General features: G+C 63.9%; 25 protein-coding genes and 1 tRNA gene. 9 read left to right on the top strand and 17 right to left on the bottom strand.

The window, feature by feature from the left end:
* A partial coding sequence (locus C1D09_RS06745; RefSeq protein ID WP_143973548.1) for a hypothetical protein occupies positions 1–570 on the bottom strand: 570 nt, incomplete at its 3' end.
* Positions 571–850: 280 nt separating this feature from the next.
* Between C1D09_RS06745 and C1D09_RS06740 the strand changes: the two genes are divergently transcribed.
* Positions 851–1,135 carry a helix-turn-helix domain-containing protein gene (locus C1D09_RS06740; RefSeq protein WP_143973550.1) on the top strand — a complete coding sequence of 95 codons (285 nt, stop codon included), beginning with the start codon at positions 851–853 and terminating at the stop codon, positions 1,133–1,135.
* A 185-nt stretch (positions 1,136–1,320) separates the two neighbouring features.
* Complete coding sequence (locus C1D09_RS06735) at positions 1,321–1,779, top strand: YbaK/EbsC family protein (protein ID WP_143973547.1); 459 nt, start codon at positions 1,321–1,323, stop codon at positions 1,777–1,779.
* A gap of 582 nt (positions 1,780–2,361) precedes the next feature.
* On the opposite strand, the gene C1D09_RS06730 is transcribed toward C1D09_RS06735, so the two are convergent.
* From C1D09_RS06730 to C1D09_RS06710, 5 genes are all read right to left on the bottom strand, one after another.
* A tRNA-Pro gene (locus C1D09_RS06730) sits at positions 2,362–2,438 on the bottom strand.
* A 54-nt stretch (positions 2,439–2,492) separates the two neighbouring features.
* Positions 2,493–3,764 (bottom strand): O-antigen ligase family protein, encoded by a 1,272-nt coding sequence (locus tag C1D09_RS06725; protein WP_143973546.1) that lies wholly within the window; start codon positions 3,762–3,764, stop codon positions 2,493–2,495.
* Positions 3,761–5,296 carry an undecaprenyl-phosphate glucose phosphotransferase gene (locus tag C1D09_RS06720; RefSeq protein ID WP_143973545.1) on the bottom strand — a complete coding sequence of 512 codons (1,536 nt, stop codon included), beginning with the start codon at positions 5,294–5,296 and terminating at the stop codon, positions 3,761–3,763. Before C1D09_RS06720 ends, C1D09_RS06725 begins: the two co-directional genes overlap by 4 nt.
* A gap of 89 nt (positions 5,297–5,385) precedes the next feature.
* Entirely contained in the window at positions 5,386–6,516 is a 1,131-nt protein-coding gene (locus C1D09_RS06715; protein WP_143973544.1) for a glycosyltransferase family 4 protein, read from the bottom strand.
* Positions 6,517–6,526: 10 nt separating this feature from the next.
* Positions 6,527–7,090, bottom strand: a complete 564-nt coding sequence (locus tag C1D09_RS06710; RefSeq protein ID WP_027046744.1) for a polysaccharide biosynthesis/export family protein — start codon at positions 7,088–7,090, stop codon at positions 6,527–6,529.
* Positions 7,091–7,346: 256 nt separating this feature from the next.
* On the opposite strand from C1D09_RS06710, the gene C1D09_RS06705 reads away from it, so the two are divergent.
* A complete protein-coding gene (locus C1D09_RS06705; protein WP_143973543.1) occupies positions 7,347–9,629 on the top strand; it encodes a GumC family protein in 2,283 nt (760 codons plus the stop codon).
* A 29-nt stretch (positions 9,630–9,658) separates the two neighbouring features.
* Here C1D09_RS06705 and C1D09_RS06700 read toward each other — a convergent pair whose 3' ends face one another.
* The 6 genes from C1D09_RS06700 to C1D09_RS06675 all read right to left on the bottom strand — a co-directional run bounded on the left by C1D09_RS06700 (position 9,659) and on the right by C1D09_RS06675 (position 15,492).
* On the bottom strand, positions 9,659–10,495 hold the full coding sequence (locus tag C1D09_RS06700; RefSeq protein WP_143973542.1) for a GNAT family N-acetyltransferase: 837 nt from the start codon (positions 10,493–10,495) through the stop codon (positions 9,659–9,661).
* Between the two features lie 5 nt (positions 10,496–10,500).
* Positions 10,501–11,253, bottom strand: a complete 753-nt coding sequence (locus C1D09_RS06695; RefSeq protein WP_143973541.1) for an aspartate/glutamate racemase family protein — start codon at positions 11,251–11,253, stop codon at positions 10,501–10,503.
* On the bottom strand, positions 11,250–12,068 hold the full coding sequence (locus C1D09_RS06690; protein WP_143973540.1) for an ABC transporter permease: 819 nt from the start codon (positions 12,066–12,068) through the stop codon (positions 11,250–11,252). The genes C1D09_RS06695 and C1D09_RS06690 overlap by 4 nt, the downstream gene beginning before the upstream one ends.
* Before the next feature lies 1 nt (position 12,069).
* Positions 12,070–12,981, bottom strand: a complete 912-nt coding sequence (locus C1D09_RS06685; protein ID WP_143973539.1) for an ABC transporter permease — start codon at positions 12,979–12,981, stop codon at positions 12,070–12,072.
* Positions 12,982–13,064: 83 nt separating this feature from the next.
* Positions 13,065–14,369: an ABC transporter substrate-binding protein gene (locus tag C1D09_RS06680; RefSeq protein ID WP_143973538.1), complete on the bottom strand. Its 1,305-nt coding sequence runs from the start codon at positions 14,367–14,369 to the stop codon at positions 13,065–13,067.
* Between the two features lie 34 nt (positions 14,370–14,403).
* Positions 14,404–15,492 carry an ABC transporter ATP-binding protein gene (locus C1D09_RS06675; RefSeq protein ID WP_143973537.1) on the bottom strand — a complete coding sequence of 363 codons (1,089 nt, stop codon included), beginning with the start codon at positions 15,490–15,492 and terminating at the stop codon, positions 14,404–14,406.
* A gap of 262 nt (positions 15,493–15,754) precedes the next feature.
* On the opposite strand from C1D09_RS06675, the gene C1D09_RS06670 reads away from it, so the two are divergent.
* Positions 15,755–16,465, top strand: a complete 711-nt coding sequence (locus C1D09_RS06670; RefSeq protein ID WP_143973549.1) for a GntR family transcriptional regulator — start codon at positions 15,755–15,757, stop codon at positions 16,463–16,465.
* Positions 16,466–16,468: 3 nt separating this feature from the next.
* Here C1D09_RS06670 and C1D09_RS06665 read toward each other — a convergent pair whose 3' ends face one another.
* Positions 16,469–17,698, bottom strand: coding sequence for a GNAT family N-acetyltransferase (locus C1D09_RS06665; RefSeq protein ID WP_143973536.1), 1,230 nt, complete (start codon positions 17,696–17,698; stop codon positions 16,469–16,471).
* Between the two features lie 89 nt (positions 17,699–17,787).
* Here C1D09_RS06665 and C1D09_RS06660 point away from each other — a divergent pair, with 89 nt between their 5' ends.
* Positions 17,788–18,846: a polysaccharide deacetylase family protein gene (locus C1D09_RS06660; RefSeq protein ID WP_143973535.1), complete on the top strand. Its 1,059-nt coding sequence runs from the start codon at positions 17,788–17,790 to the stop codon at positions 18,844–18,846.
* 73 nt (positions 18,847–18,919) lie between these two features.
* Here the strand turns inward: C1D09_RS06660 and C1D09_RS06655 are convergent, their stop codons facing one another.
* Positions 18,920–19,135 carry a DUF2842 domain-containing protein gene (locus C1D09_RS06655; RefSeq protein WP_143973534.1) on the bottom strand — a complete coding sequence of 72 codons (216 nt, stop codon included), beginning with the start codon at positions 19,133–19,135 and terminating at the stop codon, positions 18,920–18,922.
* A 152-nt stretch (positions 19,136–19,287) separates the two neighbouring features.
* Between C1D09_RS06655 and C1D09_RS06650 the strand changes: the two genes are divergently transcribed.
* On the top strand, positions 19,288–20,376 hold the full coding sequence (locus tag C1D09_RS06650) for a COX15/CtaA family protein (protein WP_143973533.1): 1,089 nt from the start codon (positions 19,288–19,290) through the stop codon (positions 20,374–20,376).
* Here the strand turns inward: C1D09_RS06650 and C1D09_RS06645 are convergent.
* Genes C1D09_RS06645 through speB form a run of 3 tightly spaced genes read right to left on the bottom strand, consistent with a single transcriptional unit; the run spans position 20,366 to position 23,208 of the window.
* The gene (locus C1D09_RS06645) at positions 20,366–21,244 is read right to left on the bottom strand and encodes an aminoglycoside phosphotransferase family protein (protein ID WP_143973532.1); all 879 of its coding nucleotides are present in this window, start codon (positions 21,242–21,244) and stop codon (positions 20,366–20,368) included. The genes C1D09_RS06650 and C1D09_RS06645 overlap by 11 nt on opposite strands.
* On the bottom strand, positions 21,244–22,170 hold the full coding sequence (gene argC, locus C1D09_RS06640; RefSeq protein ID WP_143973531.1) for an N-acetyl-gamma-glutamyl-phosphate reductase: 927 nt from the start codon (positions 22,168–22,170) through the stop codon (positions 21,244–21,246). Before argC ends, C1D09_RS06645 begins: the two co-directional genes overlap by 1 nt.
* 30 nt (positions 22,171–22,200) lie before the next feature.
* Entirely contained in the window at positions 22,201–23,208 is a 1,008-nt protein-coding gene (gene speB / locus C1D09_RS06635; protein ID WP_143973530.1) for an agmatinase, read from the bottom strand.
* Between the two features lie 123 nt (positions 23,209–23,331).
* On the opposite strand from speB, the gene C1D09_RS06630 reads away from it, so the two are divergent.
* From C1D09_RS06630 to C1D09_RS06620, 3 genes are all read left to right on the top strand, one after another.
* Positions 23,332–24,540, top strand: coding sequence for an acyltransferase family protein (locus C1D09_RS06630; protein WP_143973529.1), 1,209 nt, complete (start codon positions 23,332–23,334; stop codon positions 24,538–24,540).
* A 96-nt stretch (positions 24,541–24,636) separates the two neighbouring features.
* Positions 24,637–25,695, top strand: coding sequence for a glycerophosphodiester phosphodiesterase family protein (locus C1D09_RS06625; RefSeq protein WP_143973528.1), 1,059 nt, complete (start codon positions 24,637–24,639; stop codon positions 25,693–25,695).
* 87 nt (positions 25,696–25,782) lie between these two features.
* On the top strand, positions 25,783–26,617 hold an 835-nt coding region (locus C1D09_RS06620), incomplete at its 3' end, for an MFS transporter (protein WP_143973527.1).

Raw genomic sequence — 26,617 nt, 5'->3', positions numbered from 1 at the left:
GGAATTCAGCGTCCCGTCAGCCTCGCGCTGGGTGGTGGCGAAGACCGTCGCGCCCGGCTTGAGATCGGCTGGTGTGGCCGGGGCGAAGGTCACGACGGGTGTGCCGTCGGGGATCGAAATCTTCTTGGTCTGCCCGTTGTCGTAGGTCAGCGTCACGGCGCGCCCGCTTACGTCGGTCACGTCGGCCACTGTGCCGTTGGTCATGCGGCTGTTCGGCTGCAGGTCCCAGGGACGGTCGCCTTCGCCAGTGCCTTTCATCGCGGCTGGGAAAATCACCACCTCCAGCGCGCCGCTGCCGCCATCCGCCTTCGAGACGGAGGCGATGCCGAGGAAATCGCCCTGCTTGATGTCCTTTTGCGAGGCGCTGGCGACACCGGAGATCTTCCAGCCGGTATTGAGCTTGATCGCGGAGGTCTCGCCCTGGCGGGTTTTGACGGTCAGCAGCGATGGCTCGAAACTGACCACCGTGCCGCGCACGCGTAGCGCATCAGCCGCCTGAGCGGTTGCCGCTCCGGCGACGAACAGGCTGGAAATCGTGCCGAGCACGAGGACGGACGTCTTGAAGTTCATAGCGGGGATCCTTCTGGGAACTGGCCGGCTGGAACCGGATGGTTTTCACGCCGGCGCATCAGAACAACGAACAGGTGGGCCTAAACCTCCGGGTAAAAAGGTGCCGGCCGTTCAAAAGAACTTGATGGCGTCGATATGGGTGGATCGCCTCGCGGGTCGGGTTCACGATAGCGTTACGCCCTGTTTGGCTCTTGGCAAATCGCTGGCGAGCGGGCATCTTCCTGCACGTCTCAGGCAACGCTCCATTTTTATCAAACTCTTTCAGCCACCGGAGTTGCCAATGCCCAACAATGCAAAAAGCCATGCCCTCTCCGAACCGTTAGCCAGTGAGATCGGGCCGAATTACACCGCCCTCAGAGGCATGCGGGAAACCCGCGGATACAGTGTTGAAGAGCTTTCCCTGACTTGCGGTCTATCGGTCGGCGAGATCGAGGACATCGAGAACGGGCGGGCGGCCGATCCGTCGAAGCTGCGTCGTATTGCGTCCGCGCTTCGCCTGCCTCAGAACGCCCTCATCGTTGCCGCCGCGCCGGAACCGGCCGCGCAAGGCCAGCCCCTGGCATAGTCCAGGACCAGGCATACAAAAAGAACCCGCCAAGGCCCGCCAGGCGGGTTTCTTGTTGATGTTGTGGCGCTCTCCAGCCGGCCGGGCTTGCCGATTTACAGATCGCGCGTGTTTATACCCGCGGCATCCAAAGCCGCGCCAAATCGCGTCTGCCGTGTATCGAGGTGAACCGTGGTTTTGTCGATATGAGCCTGGAAACTGTTCGAGCCTTCTTCGCCGCTCATGCGCCTGACATCGAGGTCATCGTCACGCCAACAAGCTCGGCGACGGTGACGCTGGCGGCGGAGGCGCATGGCGTCCTGCCGGCGCAGATCGCCAAGACGATCTGCCTACGCGTCGGCGAGCGCACCATGCTGGTGGTGACCAGCGGCATTGCCAGGCTGGACAACCGCAAGTTCAAGGACCAGTTCGGCGGCAAGCCGCGCATGCTGGACGCGGACGAAGTCGTCGCCGCCACTAGCCACCCGGTCGGCGGCGTCTGCCCCTTCGGCCTCCCGGCGCCGCTGCCGGTCTATTGCGACGTCTCGCTGCGGGAGTTCGACGAGGTCGTGCCCGCGGCTGGCGCCACCAACGCCGCGGTGCGGATTGCACCGCAGCGCATGACGGATCTTGTCGGTGCTGGGTGGGTGGATGTGTGCCAATAGCGATCGGGCGATGCTCCGCTGGCCGCAAAGCTGACGACCGCCAGAGTTCCTGTCCGAGGTCGGAAATCTATCCACGAAGGCGCACCTGCTCCCTGACCCCAGCCGGATGAGGCAAAGCTCCGCCCGGCTCTGGCGAGCGTCCGCCGCGCCTCCGCAGCCTCATTCCGCGTCAGCACCCGCTGCCTCACGGTGGGTTTTTAACGGGAACAAGAGGCTGACGATTCGGTTTCTCTGTTGCCGCGCCGCGGCTACTCGCGCGGCCGGCAGGGGTTGGAGGAACCTGGAAATGCAAGACAAAATCAAAGATCCTCGTCCGAAGGAGCCCGACCAGAAGAAGACATCAGTCCCTCATCGCGACAATCGAGCGCCCCCGGAGCTTGAACATGTCGATCCACCGCCGCGCGATGTGCGAGAGGCACCGGTGCCAAATCCAAACGGGGATAAGAAGTCCTGACCGACCGGCAGACGCGAACGATGCGCCGCCGGCTTGCTGGACGTCACCGAAAGGGAAAGTGCAGCCCCGCGTTACCCTAGAGATGGACGATGAAGGTGGACTTTTGGGGGCAAGTCCCTGTCATAAAATGGTCGGAGTGGCCGGATTCGAACCGACGACCCCTTGACCCCCAGTCAAGTGCGCTACCGGGCTGCGCTACACTCCGGACCGAGCGCGATGTATCGTGATAACCCCGCCCGGGTCAACCGAAATTCGGCTTTTATCGCGCGGGTGTGGATGCGACCGCCGGCGCGCCTGGAAATGCCGGCCGCAACAGCCGCTGATGGCGGTATTCGAGCGCAATGGCGCCCCATACGAGCCCGAGCAGCAGATACATATGGCGCCAGTGGTCGATGTCGATGAAGGTGCCGAGCCCGATATTGCCAATGAAGGCGACATAGGCGCACAACAGATAAGGCTGCCAGGGCCGGTCGCGCAGCAGGATGCGGAACCCGGCCATCATGGTCCAGACGACGAGGCTCAGGAACGACACGAAGCCGAGCCAGCCATAATCCATCAGCATTTTCAGCCAGATGTCATGCGTGTCCTCGCCGAACATCTTGCCGAAGACCAGCGGCCCAATGCCGAACGGTCGCTCCATGGCCATCTGGAAGCCGATTCCGTAGCGGGCGAAGCGGCCGAGGCGGGCGGTGTCATAGCTCTGTTCGAGATGCGCGCGGCTGGAGAACATCTCCGACACCCCGGGCAGTTGCAGGATGACGATCACGGCGATCGTCAGCAGTGACAGCGCGGCGATGGTCATGATCACCACGCGCAGCCGGAATTTGCCACTCGCGCTCTGCAGGAACAGGCAGCCGGTGAGCAGCACCGCCGACACGGCGAACATGCCCCAGGCGCCGCGCGAGAAGGAGAAGAAGATGCCCAATGTGATGATCAGCAGCGGGACCGCCAGCAGCGTCATGCGCGCGATCGAACCTGTCAGGATCAGGTAGAGCAGATAGATGCCGGGCAGCACCAGGAACGGCCCAAAGACGTTCGGGTCCTGGAAGGCGCCGGCGGCACGGTCGTATTTGGTGAACATCTCGGCGCCGGGGAAGGCGTGGAAATAGCCGGCTATGCCGAGCAGGGAGGTCGCCACCGCCGAGACGACATAGGCATTGAAGATCGGCCGGTACAGGCCTGGCTGCGTGGCCGTCACCGAGGCGAAGAACACCGCGCTGAAGGCGAGAAACAGCGATACGGAGAGATAGAGTGGCGTGAAGGCGAGGTCCGCCATCTGCGTCATGGAGATCATACCGCCGATGTTCATCGTCACCAGCAGCACCAGCAGCGGCATGGCCGCGCGAGAAATCCGCAGGCCCAAGAGCGCCCAGATGGCGATCAGCCCGGCCATGTAGATTTCGTAAGGCGCCGGCTCGCTGATGACGAAGCCGGACAGAAGGATGCCGACCACCACCGCACTGGACGAAATAAGCGCGATCAGCTTGGCGTTGACATCAGCCCGCGGCAGCTCATGGGAAATCGCGCTCAATAGGCGTTTTCCGTGTTGAGCAGCCGGATCGGCGTCAGGAACAGGATCCTTAGATCGAACAGCAGCGACCAGTTCTCGATGTAATAGAGGTCGTACTCCGTCCGCATGCGGATCTTCTCATTGGTGTCCATCTCGCCGCGCCAGCCATTGATCTGCGCCCAGCCGGTGACGCCAGGCTTGACCTTGTGGCGGGCGAAATAGCCGTCGACCACCTCGTTGTAGAGCAGGTTGTGCGACTGCGCGGCGATCGCATGCGGGCGCGGGCCGATCAGCGACAGCGAGCCCAGCAGCGAATTGACGAACTGCGGCAGTTCGTCGATCGAGGTCTTGCGGATGAAGCGGCCGACGCGGGTGACGCGCGGATCGTTTTTGGTCACCGTCTGCTTGGCGGTCGGATCCGACCGGTCCGTGTACATTGAGCGGAACTTGTAGACCTCGATGATCTCGTTGTTGAAGCCGTGCCGCTTTTGCTTGAACAGCACCGGCCCCTTGCTGTCGAGCTTGATGGCGATCGCCGTCGCCAGCATCACTGGCGAGAAGACGATAATGCCGATCAGCGAGAAAACGATGTCGAAGGTGCGCTTGGCGACCGAATCCCAGTCGTTGATCGGCTTGTCGAAAATGTCGAGCATCGGCACCGAGCCGATGAAGGAATAGGCGCGCGGACGGAACTGCAGTGCGTTGGAATGCGCCGAAAGCCGGATGTCGACCGGCAGCACCCACAGCTTCTTCAACAGCTGCAGCACGCGCGTTTCGGCGGTCAGCGGCAGCGACACGATCAGCATGTCGATGCGAGCGATGCGGGCGAACTCGATCAATTCCGAGATTGTACCGAGCTTGGGATAGCCGGCAACGATCGGCGGCGAGCGCTTGTCGGAGCGGTCATCGAAGATGCCGCAGATGCGGATATCGTTGTAAGGCTGCTTTTCGACAGAGCGGATCAGGATTTCCGCCGCCTTGCCGCCGCCGACGATGACGGCGCGCCGCTCCATGCGCCCGTCGCGCGCCCATCGCCGGATCAGTCTCGACATCACCAGCCTGAGGCTGAACAGGAGAACGAAGCCGACGACGAACCAGGTGCCGAACAAAAGCCGCGAATAGTCTTCTGACATCTTGGTGACGAAGGCCGTCAATGCCATCAGCGCGAAGGCGCCGGCCCAGACCAGCAGGATGCGGCCGAAATTGGCGATCGGCCGCATCAGCGAACCCACCTGGTAGCAGTCGGTGACGTCGAGCAGCACCACGGCGAGGAACGACGCGGCGGCGATCGTCACCGGATATTGCCAGGCGAGATAGTTGAAGAAACCGACGAAGTAGAAATAGACGCAGAGTCCCGAGAGGAACAGCACCCCGAATTCAACCATGCGCAGGACGCCGCTGACCATGATCGGCGACATCGTATCGCGCCGGTATTGCGACGCGACCTGCCGGGCAACGTCGTTCATACCGCCGGGCGCATCGCCATTGGTCGGGCCGTCGAATTTACGCACCGCTTCGGGTGAAAAGCGGTGCGCGGGATCGATCTCATTCATGGAACAGTCCGCAAGCTTCCCCTGGGGGAATAGCAAAAGAGAGCTAAGAAACCCTTGAAACAACGCGTGGCTTTGGAATGGCCTGGGGCTTACCTGCCGAGCGCGGCGAAATAGGCCTTCTCGATTTCGGCGGCCATCACGTCGGCGCCAAAGCGCGCCCTGAGGCCGGGGCCGTCGGGCATCAGGGCGCCATATGCGGCAAGGTCGGCCAGCGCCTCGCTCATCTTGCCGGCCAGTTCGGCCGGATCGGGGCGGATCAGGGCAGGGGAGCCAGAACCGAAGATCTCCGGTATGCCGCCGACGGAGGTGGCGATCATCGGTCTTGCCGCGGCAAGTGTTTCCAGCACGATATAGGGCATGGCTTCGGCGCGGGATGGAACGACGACGAGTTCGGCAAGTGCGAAGGCTTCCCTGGCCGGCATCGGCGACAGGAAGCGGACATGGCCTTGAAGTCCCAGGCGCTTCACCTGCGCGCGGTAGCGCGGCAGGTCGTCGCCGTCGCCGACCATCACCGCGCTCAGCGTGCGGCCAAGCCGCGGGGCGGCGGCGGCCAGGGCGTCGATGAAGATGTCGGGCCCCTTCAGGTCGCGCATCATGCCGATATAGAGCAGATCCGCCGCATCGGGTCCGATGGGTACCGGCTCGAATTCGGCGACGCGCAGTCCGTTGTAGACCAGTGTGTTGGGGATCGGCGGCTCGCCCACCTTCCTGCGATAGGTTCGCCGCTCGTAGTCCGAGACGAACAGCAGGCAATCGGTGAAGTGCGCCATGGAGCGCTCCAGCGCGAAGAACAGCTTCCCCGTGGCTGTCGTTTCGTCATAGTGGAGGGAGCCGCCATGTGGCGAATAAAGGCGGGCTACGCGAGACCTTGATACCCGCAACAATGAGCCGAACAGACGGGCATAGGCGCCACCCTTGGCGCCATGCCCATGCAACACGTCCGGCCGCAATTCCTTGATGATCCTGTAGGTGCGCCGGGCCGAGGCGAGATCGCCCGGGCCGACATGGCGCTGCATTGGCGTGCGATGGATACCGAGCGCCAGCATATCCTTCATCTGCTCGAACAGGCGCTCCTCGAATTCGCCGCCTGTGGTCGAATCGCAGACGATGCCGACCACATGGCCGGCGGCGACCTGCGCTTCGGTCAGGTCGCGCACATGCCGGAAAATTCCTCCGACCGGTGAACGAAAGCAGTGGACGATCCTGAGCTTGTCCGCCACGTGATGTCTGTCAGAACAGGCGTTCGCGAACGTAGACGGTATCTCCGGGCAGCAGCGGATCGGATGTCACCACGCGGCCGGTCATTACCTTGCCGTTGATGTCGCGGGTGATGTCGACGCTTTCCTGGTTGGCGCGTGGCGAGAAGCCGCCGGCAATGGCGATGGCCTTCTGCACGGTCAGGCCGGGCACATAGGAATATTGACCGGCGGCGCCCACTTCGCCCATGACGAAGATCGGCCGGTAGCGATCGATCTCGACCGAGACGTCGGGGTCGCGCAGATAGCCTTGCCGCAATTTGTCGGCGATCTCCTTTTCCATCTGCTGCGCGGTGTGGCCACGCGCCGGAATGGCGCCGACGAGCGGGAAGGAGAGGTAGCCGGACTGGTCGACACTGTAGGTATTGGTCAGGCCGTCCTGTTCGAACACGGTGACGCGGACCCGGTCGCCGGCACCGAGACGGTAAGGCTGGTCGAGGACCTCATGGAAGGCAGCTGGCGTCGGGCGATAGCTGGAGCAGCCGGCAAGCATCGATACGGCAAGCAGAGCGTGAAAGAGGGAAGCAGTGCTTTTCATGACCGGATACGTACCTTCGACTGGCCGCTGCGGCGTCGCAGCAAACATCTGGGATCGGGTCCGTTATCATCCTGTTAGGGTTAATGGCCGGTAAAGGAGCCGGCCGATAGCGCTGCGCGAAGTAGGGGTTTTGCCATTTTTATCGTTTTTCTTGGCCGCCGCCGGTATTCCCTAATGGAGTATTACGGCGATCTTAACGGCTGAGTTACCATAGTTGTTTACGGTGCATCCTGACCCAGTTTCGGAGTAGGGATGCATGTCCGTTCAGTCCGCGGCCGCAGATGTCGACGTTGACCTTAGGCAGCTCTTCGCCAGCCTGGCGAGGAACTGGCTGCGCATATTGCTCTTCGTTCTGGTGGTGACCGGTCTGGCGTTTGCGTTCGCTTCGTTCGCGACCAAGCATTACAAGGCCCAGACGCAGGTGGAAATCGCCCCGCGCGAATCCGTCTACACCCGTCCGGCCGGCAGCAACAACGATGGCGACAAGCCGATCCTCGATGAGCAAGGCGTCGCCACCCAGGTCCAGATCATCTCGTCCAACGAAATCCTCAAGCAGGTGGCGCGGAAACTCGGCCTGGCGCGGCTGCGTGAGTTCGACGAAACGATCAACATGTCGCCGTTCAGCCGCGTGCTGATCCTGCTTGGGCTGAAGAACGACCCGATGGATGTTCCGGCCGACGAACGCGTGTTGAAGAAGATGCGCGAAAAGCTCAACGTCTTCGGCGTTGAAAAGACCCGCATCATCGCCATCGAGTTCTCCTCCGAGGATCCCGAGCTCGCCGCCGCCATCCCGGATGCCGTTGCCGCTGCCTATATTGCGGGGCAGGGGGTGGCCAAGAGTGAATCGAACACCGCCGCCGCCAACTTTCTGGCGCCCGAGATCGCCGACCTGTCGAAGCAGGTCAGGGATGCCGAGGCCAAGGTCGCAGCCTACCGCGCCCAGTCCGACCTGCTGATGGGCGGCAACAATGCCACCCTGGCAACCCAGCAACTGGCCGAACTGTCGACCGAATTGTCGCGGGTGCGGGCCAATCGCGCCGCGGCCGAAGGCACTGCCGACAACGTGCGCAAGGCGCTGCAGAATGGCGGCTCGCTGGATTCGCTGCCGGAAGTGCTGTCGTCCGACCTGATCCAGCGTTTGCGGGAGCGGCAGGCCGAGCTGCGCGCCACCATCGCCGACCTGTCGACGACGATGCTCGACAACCACCCGCGCGTTCGTGCCGCCAAGTCACAGCTCGCCGATCTCGACGCGCAGATCCGCAGTGAAGCCCAGAAGATCATGAAGGGCATGGTGATGCAGGCTGAAGCCGCCAAGGCGCGCGAAAGCCAGCTCGTCTCCGACGTCAATCAACTGAAGGCGGCTTCGGCGCAGGCCGGCGAACAGCAGGTCGATCTCGACGCACTGCAGCGCGACGCCGCCGCCAAGCGCCAGCAGCTCGAGCTCTATCTGACCAATTACCGCGAGGCAGCTTCGCGTCAGGACCGCAATTATGTGCCGGTCGACGCCCGCATCGCCTCACCGGCTTCGGTGCCCTCCGAGCCATACTTCCCCAAGGTTGGGCCGATCGTCGGCGCAGCTGCGGCGGCTTCGCTTCTGCTGGCGGCCATATTCACGCTGTTGCGCGAGCTCTTCTCGGGTCGCGCCATGCGCCCGGCTCCAGGCGCCCGTTTTGCGCCGATCGACGAAGTGGCCATGCCGGCAACTGCGCGCCAGCAACCGGACGCCCCTGAGCCGTCTGCGCGGCTGGAGCCAGCTGCCGCCAGCGGGTTCGCCGATCGTGGCGCCGAGGCTCAATCGTCCGAAGCTGCCGTGGAACCGCAGATGGTGGCACAACCGCGGCCCGTTGCCGAGCCCGCGCCTTCCGTCGAGGCAGAGCCCGTCGCCGAAGTCGAATCGGTCACCGAGCCGGAGCCGGCTGCAGAGGTGCAGCGGCCGCGCTCGGTGCTCGGCGAAATCGATATCGAGAAGGCCGCGGAAAAGCTCATCGCCAGCGGGGCCGCCCGCGCCATATTCGTTTCGCCCGAAGGCGACGAGGCAGCCGCGTCCGCGATCCTGGTGGCGCGCGAAGTGTCCGACGCTGGCCTGCGTGTGCTGCTGCTCGACCTCACTGCCTCCGGCGCCGCCTCGCGGCCGATGCTGGACAGCGGCCTCTTCCCGGGGATCACCGATCTGCTCGCCTCGCAGGCGCAGTTCAGCGACGTCATCCATGCCGATCTCTATTCGGACTGCCACGTCATTCCCGTCGGCACCGCCGATCCGGTCCGCGCCATGCGCGCCGCTGATCGGCTGCCGATCATCATGCAGTCACTGACCACCGCCTATGATCTGGTCGTGGTCGAATGCGGGCCGGCCGACGCGCAAGGCATCAGCCGTCTGGGAGGTGAGGCCACCGAAGTATTCCTGTCCATGCTCGAACCGGACGACGAGGTCACCAAGGCCGCGGTCAAGCTGATCGAGAGCGGCTACCCTGACCTGACGCTGGTAACGCCGCTTGGCCACGAGCCGCCGGGGACTCCGGGACGGCGCTCCGCGGCCTGAAAAAACCGCTCTTCGGCGGCGCCTCCCACCTATCCCAGTTCCAGCGTCGTCACGCCGAACACCCTCTTGGCATCGAGCTTCGGCGGCACGCCTTTGTACATGCGGGTGGTGCTGAAGGTCGGTGAGAAGCCCGCCGCCTCGAGCGCCGCGATGAAGTCCACCTGGGTAGTCGGCACGTCGATGTTCAATTCGCCACCCTCGCACGCGCCCGCCAGCTCCCCGAGCAATTCAAGCGCGGTCTGCACGTCGTCGGCGAAAAGCGGGCCGATCTTGAAGCCGCTTCGGCAGGCTCGCGCCACCGCATAGCCGGCCTTTCCCCGCGACGTGATCGCCGTTAAGGCATGATGTGGCGGCTGCAGCCATCGCTGCAGGAAGGGCCGCCTCGGCGCGGGAAAGCAAAGCGCATCATAGGCGATGATGTCGGGCGTCGGTAGCGCGCTCATTACGCGAGGCCGCTCGGCGCGGACGGGGAGGGCCGCGGGTCGTCCGCTGTAGCGGATGGTCTCGTAGACCGGCTCGAACCCCATGCTCCGGTAGTTGGCCTGCTGTTCCTGGACGCCATCAAGGCCGATGGTGCGCCAGGCCAGCCTGCTCATGCCCGCGGTCCACACCGCCTTGCCGTGGCCCTTGCCGCGCATGTCCGGGCGGCAGATGTAGAGGCCGATGAAACCGAAATCCTGCCCATAGGCCACCGCCGAGATCGCGGCGACCATTTCGTCCCCGACAAAGGCACCGATGAAACCCTCCGGGTCCGCCGCCTGGAACATCGCCGCGTCTTCAAGGCCGGGATTCCACCCCTCGCCGGCCGCCCAGTCGATGAGGTCAGTCAATTCCCCCGGCGACAGCGTGCGGATGGTTCGATTCATGGTGCTCACTCCGCGGCGACAGCTCCGGGCGAGAACGATTTCAGCATGCCGCGATAGGGCTTGGCCAGCGGGCTGGCGTAGGCGCCGCGCTTCGATGTCGAAAGGCCGAGCGCGATGAGCGCTTCGGCCTGCTTGACCGCGGCGCCGACACCGTCGATGACAGGCAGTCCGAAATCCGCCTGCAACCGATGCGCAAGGTCCGCCATGCCGGCGCAGCCAAGCACGATCGCCTCGGCACCATCCTGCTCCACGGCGCGGGCGATCTCGTCGCGCAGCTTGCCAACCGCTCCCGATGCCGGATCCTCAAGCGCCAGCACCGGAATGTCGGCGGCCCGCACACGCGCCCGTCCCGCCATGCCGTAGCGTTGCACCAGCCCCTCCACGGGCACGCGCGAGCGTTCGGTGGTGGTTACGACGGTGAAGCGCTGGGCGATGAAGGAGGCGATGCTGAGTGCCGCCTCGCAGATGCCGATGACGGGAATGGCGGCCATGGCCCGCGCGGCGTCGAGGCCAGTGTCGTCGAAACAGGCGATGATCGCCGCCTGCACGCCGCGGCGTTCGCCGGCGGCGATCTCCATCAAAAGGCCCGGCACAGCCAGAGCCTCGTCATAATAGCCTTCGATCGAGGCCGGCCCCGTGGACGAGGTGGCGGCGACGACCTCAGTCCGGACGCCGGCCACGCCGCGAGCGGCCGCCGCGATGGTCTCGGTCATGCTCGCCGTCGTGTTGGGGTTCACCACCAGGATCTGCACGGTCATGCTTTCGCCCGGCGGCGGCCGACGTAGAGGATGGCGCCCAGCGTCGCCAGGATCACCAGGAAGGAGAACACGGTGGTCACCGTGCCCAGCGCGTAGAGCACCGGCGTCGTGACATTGGTGGTCATGCCATAGATCTCGAGCGGTAGCGTGTTGAAAGTTCCCGATGTCATCAGCGTGCGGGCGAACTCGTCGTAAGAGAGCGTGAAGCCGAACAGGCCGACGCCGATCAGGCTCGGCGCGATCATCGGCAGCACGACGTGGACGAAGGTCTGCCAGGAGGTGGCGCCGAGATCGCGCGCGGCCTCCTCGTAGGCCGGCGAGAAGCGGTTGAAGACGGCGAACATGATGAGCACGCCGAACGGCAAGGTCCATGTCAGATGCGCGCCGAAGGCCGACGTATACCAGGCGGGGCGCAAGCCGACCTGCTGGAAGACGACGCCGATTCCCAGCGAGATGATGATGGAGGGCACGACCAGGCTGGCGACCGCCAGATAGAACAGGGCGGTGGCACCGCGAAACTTCCGGCGAAAGGCAAGGCCCGCCAGCAGCGACACGACGACGGTGACGACCATCACCATCAGGCCCAGCACCAGCGAGCGCTTGAAGCTGCCGCCGAAATCGCCGACGGACTGTCGTTCGAACAGATTGGCGAACCAGTGCAGCGACACGCCGTTCAGCGGGAAGGTGAGGCCACCGGTCTCGCCCTGGAACGACAGGATCAGGATCGCAGACAGTGGGCCGTAGAGGAACAGTACGAACAGCGCGAAGAACGCCGCCAGCACGTAGAATTCGAGGGTGCGTTTTTCGTGGTTCACGTCAAAGCTCCCGGCGGATATCGACGATGCGCAGGATGCCGGCGACCATCAGAAGCACCAGCACCAGAAGCACAACGGCGTTGGCGGCGGCGGCCGGATATTGCAGCAGCGACATCTGGTTCTTCATCATCAGGGCCACGGAAGCGCTCTGGCCGCCCGACATCACCTGCACGGTGGAGAAATCCGCCATCACCAGCGTCACGACGAATATGGTGCCGATCGCCATGCCGGGCTTGGCCAGAGGAATGATGACGTTCCAAAGCACCTGCCAGCCGGAGGCGCCGGCGTCGCGGGCGGCCTCGACAAGCGAGCGGTCGATGCGCATCAGCGTGTTGAAGATCGGGGTCACCATGAAAAGCGTGTAGAGATGCACCATGGCCAGCACGACGGCAAATTCGGAATAGAGCAGCCATTCGATTGGTTTTGGGACCAGGCCCATATGCACCAGCGTCGAGTTGATCAGTCCATTGCGGCCGAGCACCGGAATCCATGAGATCATGCGGATGATGTTGGAGGTCAGGAACGGCACGGTGCAGACCAGGAACAGCACCATCTGCATGGCGGTGGTGCGAATGTGGAAGGCGAGGAAATAGGCGACCCAGAAGCCGATGAACAAGGTCAGTGCCCAGACGATGGCCGCGAATTTGATGGTGTTGAGATAGGTCTTCCAGGTGACCCAGGAGCCCAGTACGTCGGAATAGTTGGTTGTCAGGAAATCCGGATACATAGCGGCGAAGTCGTAATCCCAGAAGGACACGACGACGATCATGATGATGGGCAAAAGCAGGAACGCGCCGAGGATCAGCGCCAGCGGGGCCGACTGCAGATAGGGCGTGACGGCACCGAGCGAAAAGCGGCGGCGTCGCACCGGCTTGGTGGCGGCGATTGCAGGGCGTTCGAGGGCGACTGTCATCAAGGCTCCCGGGTTTGACGATGCGGCCTGAACCGCTTCTCCCTTCTCCCACCAAGGGAGAAGGGAGGAGGAGAGGCGTAGCCTTACGCCGCGATGAACTCGTTCCAGCGCTTGACCATGTAGCGGTCCTCGTCCATCACCGAGTTCCAGCAGGCGACCTTGCCCATGCGCTCCTCGAAGGAGCCGCCATCGCGCACAGCGCCGGCTTTTTCCATGACCGTGCCGTCCGGCGCCTTGATGTCGCCCTTGGCCGGCTTGCCCTCGATCCAGTAACCCCACTCGTCCTCGGTCATGAACTTCTTGGCCGAGACCATGTTGGCCGAGTAGTAGCCCTGGCGGTTAAGATAGCCGCCGACCCAGCCCGACGTGTACCAATTGATGTATTCATAGGCGGCGTCGAGCTCCGCGCCCTTGAGGTGGGCGGCGAGGCCGAGGCCGCCGCCCCATGAGCGGTAGCCTTCCTTGAGCGGCTGGAAGCGGCAAGGGATGCCCTTGGAGCGCACGGCGGCCACCGCCGGCGACCACATGGACTGGATGACCACTTCGCCCGATGCCATCAGATTGACGCTCTCGTCGAAGGACTTCCAGAAGGCGCGGAACTGGCCACCCTGCTTGGCCTTGATCAGGAAGTCGATCGTCTTGTCGATCTCGTCCTTGGTCATGTTGCCCTTGTCGGCATATTTGATGTTGCCCATGGCTTCCATGATCATGGCGGCATCCATGATGCCGATGGAGGGGATGTTGAGAATGGCGGTCTTGCCCTTGAAGGCCGGGTCCATGATGTCGGCCCAACTGGTGATGTCGCGGCCGACGAGGTCGGGACGGATGCCCAGCGTGTCGGCGTTGTAGATGGTAGGCACCATGGTGAACCAGTTGGTCGGCGCCTTGGCGAAGGTCTTGGAGTCCTGCGCCTCGACATAGCCTACCGTGTGCGGCGCCGTGCCCTGGGCAATTACGCTGTCGGGGGTAAGCTTGCCGGTTTTGAACAGCGGCACCAGCTCGTCGTAATATTTCAGCTTGCTGACATCCATCGGCTGCAGCACGCCGGTGGGGAACACCTTCTTGCAGATCCAGTATTCGATATCGGCGATGTCGTAGCTGTCGGGCTGGGTCACGGCGCGTTGGGCGGCGGCGTCGGAATCGGTTGCCGTCATCTCCAGCGTGATACCGAGGTCGGCCTTGCACTTGTCGGCGATGGCGTTGAGGTTCGACACGCCGGTGCCGAACTGGCGCAGCGTGATGTTGGACTGCGCCCAGATGGTCGGGAAGCCGGTGATGACGCCCGAGCCGGCGGCGAAGCCGACCGCGGCCGCACCTGTCTTGAGCAGCGAGCGCCGCGAAATGCCAGTCTTGGTTTGCCCGGTCTTGGTTTGCATTGTGTCTGTCATGTCTATTCCCCTGTCTTGTTTTGCTTGGTTGATTTCATGAATGAAGGCGGCCGAGGACGATTGCATCCTCGGCATCCCAGGCGAGCGGTACGGCGTCGCCAATGGCGACGGGTTTGGCGAAGAAGTCGGAATCGTCGATGATGACGGTGAAGTCGTCGATGCCGGCACCAGTGACGGAAAGCTTCACCGTGGCGCCGCGATATTCGATGTTGGCGGCGACGCCGGTGAAGCCAAGCCCGGGCGCGAGTGCCTTGCCGATGCGCACATGGTCGGTGCGGATGGCGATGTCGACCGACGCGCCCGCATGCTGCGGCTTGCCGCTGGCGGCGAGCGAACCGCCGCCATTGACGTCGAACATGACCATGGCGTCTCGGCTGCCGGTGACCCGGCCGGAGATGACGTTGTGGTCGCCCATGAAGCGCGCGACGAAGGCCGTGGCCGGCCGCTCGAACACGTCGCGCGGCGGCGCCGCCTGTTCGATGCGGCCGTCATTCATCACCACGATCAGGTCGGCAAGCGCCATCGCCTCCTCCTGGCTGTGGGTGACATGGACGAAGGTGATGCCGAGCGACGTCTGCAATTTCTTCAGCTCGGCGCGCATGCGGATCTTCAGGAACGGATCGAGCGCCGAAAGCGGCTCGTCGAGCAGCAGCGCCTCGGGATCGGTGATCAGGGCGCGGGCGAGCGCGACGCGCTGCTGCTGGCCGCCGGAAAGCTGCGCCGGGCGGCGCGTCGCATAGGCCTCCATCTGCATCAGCTTCAGCATGTCGAGCGCCTTGGCGCGGCGCTTTTCCTTGTCGACGCCCTTCATCTTCAGGCTGAAGGCGACATTGTCGATAAGGTCGAGATGCGGGAACAGTGCATAGGACTGGAACATCATCGCCGTGCCGCGCCTGGCCGGCGGCAGGTCGGTGACAACGGTGTTGCCGAGCCTGATATCTCCCGACGAGATGCTTTCGTGGCCGGCGATCATGCGCAGCGTGGAGGTCTTGCCGCAGCCGGAGGGACCGAGCAGGCAGCAATAGGTGCCCGCCGGTATCTTCAGGCTGATATCCTCGACGGCGGTCGTCGTTCCATAGACTTTCGAAACGGACACGATGTCGATCTCGGCGGCTTTGGACATTCAGGCTTCCCCGTTTGGTCGCATTAACCAAAGCATCATGCGTGCCAATATCGGGGTGGCTGGCCAAGCATTTGAATTATCTGAAAAATCACGCCTGCCGGCAGTTGCCCATCTGACGTGCTTCCTTGTGCGTTGCACAAATTATGTGCGATTGTGCGCGATCTGCACAAAAATCGTATGCAATCTTTTTCGGCTTTGTATTCATTTGCCCCTCGTGCGCAGGGGGCGAGTCGCGCTAGAAGGGTGGGGGAACATCATCGCCATGAATATTGCCGATCACATCTATTCCACCGACAGCGCCAATCAGGATCGGGCACAGGCGATCCGCGACAATCTGCGCGACGCCATCGTCGACCGTCGGCTGGCGCCGGGTACCAAGCTCTCGGAGGGCGAGGTCGGCACGCTGTTCGATGTGTCGCGCACCGTGGCGCGCGCGGCCCTGCAGATGTTGTCCTTCGAAGGCCTGGTGCGCACCGAGCGCAACCGCGGCGCGTTCGTCGCCAACCCCTCGCCCGAGGAGGCGCGCCAGGTGTTCGCGTCGCGCCGGCTGATCGAGCCCGGCATTGCCATTGCCGCCTGCGGGCGTGTCACATCAGCCGACATCGCTGCCTTCAGGGCGCAACTCGACGAGGAGGGCCGCTTCATTGCCGAACGAGGTCCGACCGCGCGGCGTTCCGAGATCAAGGCGTCCGGCGATTTCCATCTGTTGCTTGCTTCGGTCGCCGGCAACGCGATCCTGCAGCGTTTCATGGAGGAACTGGTCGCGCGCTCCTCGCTTGTCATCGCGCTTTACGGGCGCTCTGGCGCGTCAGCTTGCGGGCACAGCGAGCACACGGAAATTGTCGGAGCGCTGGAGAGCAGCGATTGTGAACGGGCCAGCAGGCTGATGCTGCATCACATCGACCATATCGAGGCCGATCTCGATCTGCGCGTCAGGGCGGGTCCGGCGCTTCGCGAGGCTCTCAATTTCTGACAGCTAGTTTTCGTCGTCCGTGGCGGCGTGTGCTGCCTGTCCGGCTGCCTTGCGGCGCAGCGTCTTGGTCAGTTTCCAGATCGCCGGGCTGTTCTTGACGAAAGCCTTCAGACGTGCGCCCTGGCGAAGCGTCTGCGCCAGCGCGCGGCCCTTCAGGGTCAGCGGGACAAGCACCTCGAAATGCCTGGTTTCGACATCGCACCACTGCCGCTTGTAGGGCTCGTCGCCGACGGAGAAATCATAGACCGCGAAACCCGTCTCGCAGGCCTCCTGGATGTTGTCGAAGAACAGGAAATCGCCGGGACTGCTGTGCGCCAGATCGTCCTCGGCGATCGCGCCGAACTCGCAGATAAGGCGCTTGCCGCAGCGGCTCGATCCAGTGATGGCGCGCAGCTTGCCAGCGACCTCCAAGCCATGCAGCACGAAAGAGGGCGTTTCCTCGGCCAGGGCCTGCGTGAACAACGCGCGGAAGAAGGCGCGCGTCTGGTCGTCGCCGAAGACATTGGCGATGCCCATCTTGCGAAAGCGCAGTTCCTTCATCTCGAAGAAGGCGTCGAGCAATCTCTCCACTTCGTCCGGACTGCGCGCCTCGATGCGGCGATGGCTGCCGACGGCCTCGAATTTGCGCGTCTGCGACCGATGTTTCTTGCGTTTGCGCTTGCCGCTGGCGCGCAGCAGGAGCGCATCGAAGCCACCGCCGAGGTCGACAGCCAGCGAAAGATTGGGGCTGGCGAAATGATCGAGCGATGCCAGCGGATTGGCGATACCATCGAGATCGGGCAGCAATCGTTCCAGCGCGATGAGATCGATGTCGGGCCGAGCCTTGGCGATGGCCCGAAACACTGAGCCGACGGCCGCGCTCTCCGCCCTGGCCAGCCATTGCGGGTCGGCGGCCGCGAAATTGCCATTGGCATGGCGGCCACCCATGAAACGGGCGACCCGGAACGGACCCTGGCTGACAACCTCCAGCGCCAGCGCGAAAACCGGCTTGCCTTTGAGAGTGAGCGTGGCGACGAACAGATCGGGCTTGAGTTGCGCGGCCCAGTTTAGGATCCATGTCGCGCCCTGTGCCGGCGCGTAAAGGGCCGAGCGGCAGAACCCTGCATAGGCGGCGAGCCCATCAGCTGCTGCAACGGAAACCGAAGGCTCGGCGGAACCCTTCGGCAGGGCGCGTGGCGAAGCCTCGGTCGCCGCGAGCCGATTGCCGTCAAATGACGCCATTGCGTCAACCATACCTCAATCCTTAAGGCGTATTGATCCCGATTTGGGGGCGCTCAGGCGTATTCCGTGCTTGGATCAGCCTAGGCGCAAAAGGTGAATGAATGATCGACGGTGGGGAGGCAATCCGGAAACTGGCGCTCAACGTCGCCCGCTATACCGGCCTCGCACCGCTGGCCAGGCCGTTTGTCGGCGGCATCGGCGCCATCCTGATGTTGCACCGCGTGACGGCGACGCCGGAAAAACCTCAGAGCGTCAACCGGCACCTCAACATTGCGCCCACTTTCCTTGACGCCGTGATCGCCGACATGAAGGCGGACGGCTATGTTTTCGTCTCGATGGACGAGGCCGTGGAGCGCATCAAGGCAGGCGGCAAGGGCGGCCGGTTCGCCACCATCACCGCCGATGATGCCTATCGTGACAACATGACCGAGGCCCTGCCAGTGCTGGAGAAGCACGGCGCGCCGATCACCATCTATGTCGCGCCGGGGCTGATCGACGGCACCGCCGATCTGTGGTGGGATGTGGCCGAGGATATCGTCAACGCGTCCGGCCGCCTGATTTTGTCGACGTCGAATGGTCCGGCGGTGATCGATTGCGCGACCCCGGCCAGGAAAGCCCAGGCCATAACCCGGTTGCACGCCTACCTCGCCACCGAGGTTCGCGAGGAAGATCTGCGCACCGTGCTGCGCGCTCTCGCCAGTTCAAATGGCGTCGACGCGGATGCCACGCGCCTGCGGACGCTGATGAACTGGGATGAGATCCGCACCGTCGCCGCGCATCCGCTGGTCGCGATCGGCGCCCATACGATCAACCACAGCAATCTGAAGCGGCTTTCCGAGGCCGATGCGCGGCGCGAGATCGACGCTGTGAAGGACATGTTGCGAGCAGAGCTTGGCAGCGAACCGCTCCATTTCGCCTATCCCTACGGCTATGCAAGCGCCGTCGGCTGCCGGGAAGTCGGCTTTGCCCGCGACGCCGGCTATGTCTCCGCCGTGACGACCCGCCATGGCGTGCTGCGTGCCGAACATGCCGGCTTCCTGCATGCCTTGCCGCGCATTTCAATCAATGGCCGCTACCAGAACCTCGCCCACGTCCGCACCATGTTGTCGGGTGTAACGACGCCGCTCGCCAATGCCGGCAAGATGGTCGTCACCATCTGACCGGGGTTTGCCGTCAATGCGCCGTGCGCGTTGATCCAGTCGTGTATGTCTCCGCGAGCCGAGGCAGCCCGTTTCAGTGTTTCGTCCGCGGTTCCAGCATCAACCACTTGATGATGCCCATCGCCGGCAGCACCCAGAGCAGGCCGCTGAACAGGAAGAACAGGAAGTGCACCAGCGCGCCCGATTCCGACAGCCGGGCGACCGCGAAGATCGATGCGACAAGGGCATAGATGACGACCAGTGCCACCAGCAGGAACATTCCGATCAGCTTTTTCAGGCGAATGGGCATGGCTCGGCCTCGTTGATCGCTACCGCTTAGGCCGAACGCAGGACAGGCGCAACCCGCGACATCGGGCGCGACGGCGTGCCGCGCTGCATGGTCTTGCCAGCACGAATGCGATGGTCCACCAATCCGCCACCTCAACTGGACGGGACAATATCATGGCTGCCATATCAGCCGCCGCGCCATACGCCCGCGACCGCGACCTGCACAACCGCGCGCTGGTGCGCGGCTGGCTTTATGTCGTGCTTCTGGTGCTGTTTGCCCTGGTGCTGGTCGGCGGCGCCACGCGGCTGACCGAGTCCGGCCTGTCGATCACCGAATGGCAGCCGATCCACGGCGTCATCCCGCCGCTCAACGACGCCGAGTGGCAGGAGGAATTCCAGCGCTACCAGCAGATTCCGCAATACACTGAGCTCAACAAGGGCATGAGCATCGAGGCGTTCAAGTCGATCTTCTGGTGGGAGTGGGCGCACCGACTGCTGGCGCGTAGCGTCGGCCTGGTTTTCGCCTTGCCGCTGCTGGTCTTCTGGGTGAGCGGCCGTATCGAGCGCGGCCTGGGGCCAAAGCTGGTCGGCATTCTGCTTCTCGGCGGCCTGCAGGGCGCCATCGGCTGGTGGATGGTGGCCTCGGGCCTGGTGGAACGTGTGTCCGTGAGTCAGTACCGGCTGGCGACGCACCTGACCCTGGCGGCGCTGATCTTCACCGCCACCATGGTCGTCGCGCGTGGGTTGGCCCCACATTCGGAGCCCGCCGCCGATCGCTCGACGCGGCGTCTGGCCGGCGTTATCGTGGTGCTGGCGCTGGTCCAGATCTATCTCGGCGGCCTGGTCGCCGGGCTCGACGCCGGTCTGAGCTACAACACCTGGCCGCTGATGGACGGCAAGATCATCCCCGGTGACCTGCTGATCCTCGAGCCGGCATGGCGCAACTTCTTCGAAAGCCCGAAGACGGTGCAGTTCATCCACCGGCTCGGCGCCTATACGGTCTTCGCCGCCGCGCTATGGCACATGATCGCCACACGCCGGCGGCTGCCCGGCTCGACCCATGCCCGCCGCGCGACGCTGTTGTTTGCGCTGGTCCTGGTACAGGCCTCGATCGGCATCGGCACGCTGCTGATGCAGGTGCCGCTGCATATGGCGCTCACCCATCAGGGTTTTGCGCTGATCGTGCTGGGCTTTGCCGCCGCGCATTGGCGCGGCACCAAGGGAGCTTACGCCGTGCCGCAAGACATCGCGCTCAGGAGTTGATCCCGAGCCGATCGGCCTGTCCCTCAGGTTGGAAATTCGCCCGCACCGCCCGGACCGCCTCGGCGATCGACAATTCACGGTTCTCCTCGACGGCGTTGTCGTCCTCGTGGTGCCAGGCCGCGGACAGACAGCCATAGGCGACGGCATGGTCCAGTATCGCCGGCGGTGACTGCCCAAGTGTCTTGGCAAAGACTTCGGCCATGTGCGCGATCCGCTGGGGATCGAGGCAGAGCGCGTCGCGGCCGAGCGGGTTGTAGAACATGTTGGCGGCGTCGAAGCCGGGATCGCCGAGTACGCCTTTCGGGTCGATCACCAGCCAGCCGCGCGGCCCGTGCAGGATGTTATCGTGGTGGAGATCGCCATGCAGCGGCCTGATGTCATGCGGATTGGACAGCAGCCGTTCGGCGGTGGCGGCGGCCTCCACATAGAGGCTCTCATCGCCGGCATCGCGATCGGTCGCGGCTTTTCTGAACAGGCTGGCGTATCGCTCCCTGAGCGGCTGAAGCTCGGACGGGTAGGGGTGTTTTGACGGTGAGAGCAGCTTTGCCATCACCTCGGCCGCTATTGCGGTCGCGGCATTGTCGCCCTGTTGATCGAGAACCTGCGTAAGCAGGGTTTCGCCGGCATATTCGAGCAGCATGCTGTGGCCGTCGCGGCCAAGCAGGCGCACCGCGCCTTCGCCCCGCCGCCAGGCGAGAAAATGCTCGCCACGTAACTCGTCGGCGACATCGTCGAAAGGCTTCAGCGCCTTGACGACGGCCAGCGATCCGTCCTCGCGAACAACCTTCCAGATGCGGCTCGAAAAGGTTTCGGCAATGAGTTCGGGCGCGCCGACTTTCCAGCGTGCCGGGAAGGCTGGTGCGTCCATCAAAGCCCGAGCATAAGGTCCATGTTCTGGACGGCTGCACCCGAGGCACCCTTGCCGAGATTGTCGTAGACGGCCAGCAGCAGCGCCTGCGCGCGTTTGTCGTTGGCAAAGACATAGACCTTCATGCGGTTGGTGCCGTTGTAGATCTCGGGATCGATCTCCGGCATGCGCTCCATATGCGCATAGGGCGCGACCTCGACCACGCCGCCCTTGATGGCGGCGAAATGGTCGGCAATGGCGGCATGAAGCTCCGCGCCTGTCGGCACATGGCCGAGGCCGCCGAGCTGCAGCGGCACCACGGTGATCATGCCCTGGGCGAAATTGCCGACCGCCGGCTGCATGATCGGGTCATGCGACAGCCTTGCATAGGCCCGCAGTTCCGGCACGTGCTTGTGCTGCAGGGTCAGGCCATAGGGCAGGAACTCCGAGGCGTCCTCGCCCTTGGCGACATAGTCCTCGATCATCGGGCGTCCCCCGCCCGAATAGCCCGAAATGCCGTTGACGGTGATCGGGAAATCGGCCGGCAGCAGGCCTGATGTAACCAGTGGCCTCAGCGTGGCGATCGGTCCCTGCGGCCAGCAGCCGGGATTGGCGACACGCTTGGCCGTGGCGATGGTCTTGGCCTGGTCCTTGTCCATCTCGGCGAAGCCATAGGCCCAACCTTCGGCCACGCGATGCGCGGTCGACGCATCGATGACCTTGGTGGTGTCGTTGGCGATCAGCGAGACGCTTTCCTTCGCGGCATCGTCCGGCAGGCACAGGATCGCGATATCGGCGTCATTGAGGAATTCGGCGCGCGCAGCCGTTTCCTTGCGGCGCTCCGTCGGGATGGAAATGATCTCCAGGTCGCCACGCTCGGCAAGCAGCGCCCGGATCTGGAGGCCAGTGGTGCCGTGCTCGCCGTCGATGAAGATTTTCGGTTTCATGACCTGATCAAATTCCCTGATATTCCGAGACTATATGCCGTTACCGTGATTGACCGCGGCACCGTTGTGATTGCCGTTGTTCATCTCTTCCTGCCGCGCCTTTCGTTCAGCCAGCAGGCCGAGATACTGCATGGCGACCATTGAGCCGGCGATCGCCGTTATATCGGCGTGATCGTAGGGCGGCGCAACCTCCACGACATCGGCGCCGACAAGATCGATCTGGTTGAGCTGGCGCAGCGTCGACAGGATCTTCGCCGAGGACGGACCGCCGGCCACCGGCGTGCCGGTTCCGGGCGCATAGGCCGGGTCGAGGCAGTCGATGTCGAAGGTGAGGTAGGTCTTCTTTCCGCCGGTGCGGTCGACGATGGCGTAGGCAATGTCGGAGGCCCTCATCTCCTCGATTTCGTGGCCGTAGAGGATCTTGATTCCGAACGTATCAGGGGCGTGGGTGCGGATGCCGATCTGGATCGAACGGTCGGGATCGATGATGCCTTCCTTGACTGCACGGCCGACAAAGGATCCGTGGTCGATGCGTTTGCCGTCATCCTCCCACGTGTCCTGGTGTGCGTCGAACTGCACCAGGGCAAGCGGTCCGTGGATGGCGGCATGTGCCTTGAGGAGCGGCCAGGTGACGAAATGGTCGCCGCCCAGCGTCAAAAGAAAGGCGCCTGATTTCAGGATTTTCGCCGCTTCGCGCTCGATCGTACCCGGCGTCTTCTGGTGATTGCCGGAGTCGAGCAGGCAGTCGCCGTAGTCGACGACCGCGAGATGTTCGAACAGATCGCGCGAGAATGGATACTGCGGGTCATTGTCGAGGATCGCCGATGCGCGACGAATCGCCTGCGGACCGAAACGAGCACCGGGCCGGTTGGTGACGGCGGCGTCGAAGGGAATGCCCCATACCACTGCGTCCGCGCCCTTCACGTCCTTGGTGTATTTGCGCCGCATGAACGACAGGGCGCCGGAATAGGTCGGCTCAAGGGCGCCGCCCGTTTTGGAGCGGGCGGTGAAGGCATGGTCGATGTTCTTGGTCGCCATTACTGGTCCTCGTTTTCATCGGGGTGCAACAACTACAGAACCGGCATGGAAGATGCCAGTCACAGCTTGGGGAGACGAAACGGCGCCGCCCGGGTGCCACGGCAAGACAGGATCTGTCCCATCATGACGCAGGCCGCGTTTCTTAATCCGTCCGATGCCGTGGTGTCGACCCATGCCGGCACGATAGCCGGCGAGCGCTTCCAGGTTCTCGATTCGTGGCGCGGCATCTGCGCGCTTCTTGTGGCGATGTTTCATTTCCCGACTGCTTCCGCGATCTCGCAGGGCGCCTTCATCGGTTCGTCCTATCTTTTCGTCGATTTCTTCTTCGCCCTTTCCGGCTTTGTCATCGCCAGCAGCTATGCCGATCGATTGAGTCAGCCGGTGCAGGTCGCCCGTTTCGCGCTGGTGCGGTTCGGCCGCATCTATCCGCTGCATGTCATCATGCTTGCCGCCTTTGCGGGCTTCGAACTGCTGCGGCTGATGCTGCCGCAACTGCATGGCACCGGCGCCGCCCCCTTTACCGGCGGTTTCGATTTGAAGAGCCTGCTTGCCAATCTGCTCCTGCTGCAAGGGATGGGATTCGAGGATCACCTGACCTGGAATGCGCCAAGCTGGAGCATTTCGGCGGAGTTCTTCGCCTACCTCCTGTTCGCCGGCGTGGTCTTCATCGCCGGGACGCGTGCCTGGATATGGCTTGTCGCCGCCACCGTCACCGCGCCGCTTTTTCTGCTTGGCTTCTCCACCCATCATATGGATGTGTCCTACGATTTCGGCTTCATCCGCTGCCTCTACGGCTTCTCGCTCGGCGCCCTGCTGGCCTGGTTTCAACATGATTCCATTGCAGGGGCGCGACAGCTCCTCGCCAGAAGCGGCCCGCGGCTGAGCTGGACCCTTGCCGAAATCGTCATGGTGGCGGTCATCGTGCTTTTCGTCTCACTGGCGGGCGGCAATGATTTCGGCATCGCGGCGCCCCTGGTGTTCGCGCTGGCGCTGTTTCTCTTTGCCCATGAGGGCGGCTGGATTTCCGCCTTGCTGCGGGCGCCCGTTATGTTGACGCTCGGCGCGCTGTCCTATTCCATCTACATGGTCCACATCTTCGTGCAGGCGCGCCTGATCAACGTTGCCGGGCTCGTCGAGCACAAGCTTGGCCTCGGCCTCGTCGGCGACATCGTGCTGCGCGGCTCGCCGGCGACGGGCTTCGGCACCGGCTGGGCCGGGACGGGGGCAATCGTCGTCATGCTCGTCGCCACCGTCGCCGCATCGTGGATCACCTGGCGTTTCCTTGAAATGCCGGCGCTGGCATGGTTCCGCCGGCTCTCGAAACGCATCTGACGCCAGATATCGCGACCATCCCCTAGCCGGCTTCGTTCACCCAGATGTCACGGGCATCGCCTATCCCGGCTTCGATCCGGCAAGGAGCGATTCTGGATGCGCACGATCTGGCTGAGCCTACTGCTTTGCACGGCCCTTGCGGCCATCTCCGGTCAGGCTTCGGCGGGCGAAAGCCGCGCCAGGCAGATCCTCGACCGCTTCGAGCATGCCAACCAGTGGCGCGACCATGTCATGGTGGCCGCCCATCGCGCAGGCAGCATGCAGGCCGGCAAGACGCTCTATGCGGAAAATTCGCTCGCCGCCGTCGAAGGCTCGATCGCCATGGGCGCCGAGATTGTCGAGGTCGACATCCGGCGCTCGAAGGACGGCGAGTTCGTCGTCATGCATGACAGCTGGCTCGACCGCACCACGACCTGCAGGGGCGAGGTGGCGAAATACACGCTGGCCGAACTGAAGACCTGCCGCCTGGTGATCGAGGGCACCCGCGCCGCCACCGACGAGAGGGTTTCGACGCTGCGCGAGATGCTGCTGGCGAGCAGGGACAGGATCCTCATCAATCTCGACAACAAGCTTGAAGTCGGCGACCTCGCGGGCATGATCGCGGTGGCGCGCGATCTCGGCATGGCCGACCAGGTCATCGTCAAGGAGAACCTGTGGAACCAGAACAGGATCACCACGGTGAAGGCCGCCATGGCCGCGATCGGCGGCGGCGTCCAGTTCATGCCGATCATCGCCGATGACGCGGTCCATGATGCCGGTTTCGCAGAGACGGTCGACCACGCTTTTGCGCCGCGTGCGATCTCACTGATCAACTGGCGGGCCGGCGCCGAGACGCTGACCGAAACCGGTGGACCGCTGTTCAGCAGCCGGATGCGCGCGGCCGCGATTCGCGGCGACTGGCACATCTGGGCCGACACCTATGCCATCGTCAACAAGCCGGGTGGCTTCCTCGCTGGCGGCCGTGGCGACGAACTGGCGGTGCAGGCCAGCTTGCCGCGGGAGGCTTGGGGTTTCTGGGCCGATCGCGGCGCTACCATCATCCAGACCGACGAACCGAAGGCAGCCATCGATTGGCTGGCGGCGAACGGTTACCGCGTGCCTTATGCCGGGACGGGCAAACGCATCGAGCCCGCCGCGACCGCCAGCATCAATTGATTTGCCGGGATCGGCATCCCGGGCTGGTTGTCGCAGCCTGGCCTCTCCTGACGGAACGGTGTCAGTGAGAAGCCGTTATTCCAAGGCATGACCGACACCATCGTTTCCAAGCCTCGCGCCGCCTATGCCGCCACCGTCGCCGCGACCAGTCTCGGTTTCGTGGTGGTGCAACTCGATGTCTCCATCGTCAATGTCGCCCTCAACAGGATCGGCGCCGCACTGTCGATGGGCATAGGCGGCCTGCAATGGGTGGTTGACGCCTACACGCTTGCCTTCGCCTCGCTGCTGCTCGCCGGCGGCGCGCTCGGCGACAGGATCGGCGCCCGCCGGGTGTTCGTCGGTGGTATGGTATTGTTCAGCATGGCTTCGTTGGTCTGCGGCTTGGCGCAGAGCCCTTGGGTACTGATCGCGGCGCGTGCCGTGCAGGGCGCGGGCGCCGCGCTGCTGATGCCGTGTTCGCTGGCACTGCTCAACCATGCCTACGCTTCCGACAGGCCACGCCGGGCGCGCGCCGTCGGCCTGTGGACGGCAGCCGGTGGCGTCGCCTTGTCGGCCGGGCCGGTGCTCGGCGGCTTCATGGTCGCGTCGCTCGGCTGGGCCAGCATCTTCCTGGTCAACCTGCCTATCGGCGCTCTCGCCATCTGGATGGCCTACCGGTTTCTGCGGGAAACGCCGCTGAAGGCTGAAAAGCCGCCGATCGATTGGGCCGGGCAGGGGCTTGTCGTGCTGACGCTGTTCTTGCTGACCGGCGCCTTCATCGAAACCGGCTCGTCCGGGTGGGCTTCATTGCCGGCTATCGGCGGACTGGCGGCGGCGGCGGTGGCCGGAAGCCTGTTCCTGCTGGTCGAGGGCCGGAGCAGGGCACCGATGTTTGCGCTCAATCTTTTTGCCAGCCGTGTACCGGCGGTGACCAGCCTCGTCG

This window comes from Mesorhizobium intechi (assembly GCF_002879535.1).
Classification (GTDB): Bacteria; Pseudomonadota; Alphaproteobacteria; order Rhizobiales; family Rhizobiaceae; genus Mesorhizobium; species Mesorhizobium intechi.
This window is presented reverse-complemented; position numbering and strand designations above follow the sequence as displayed.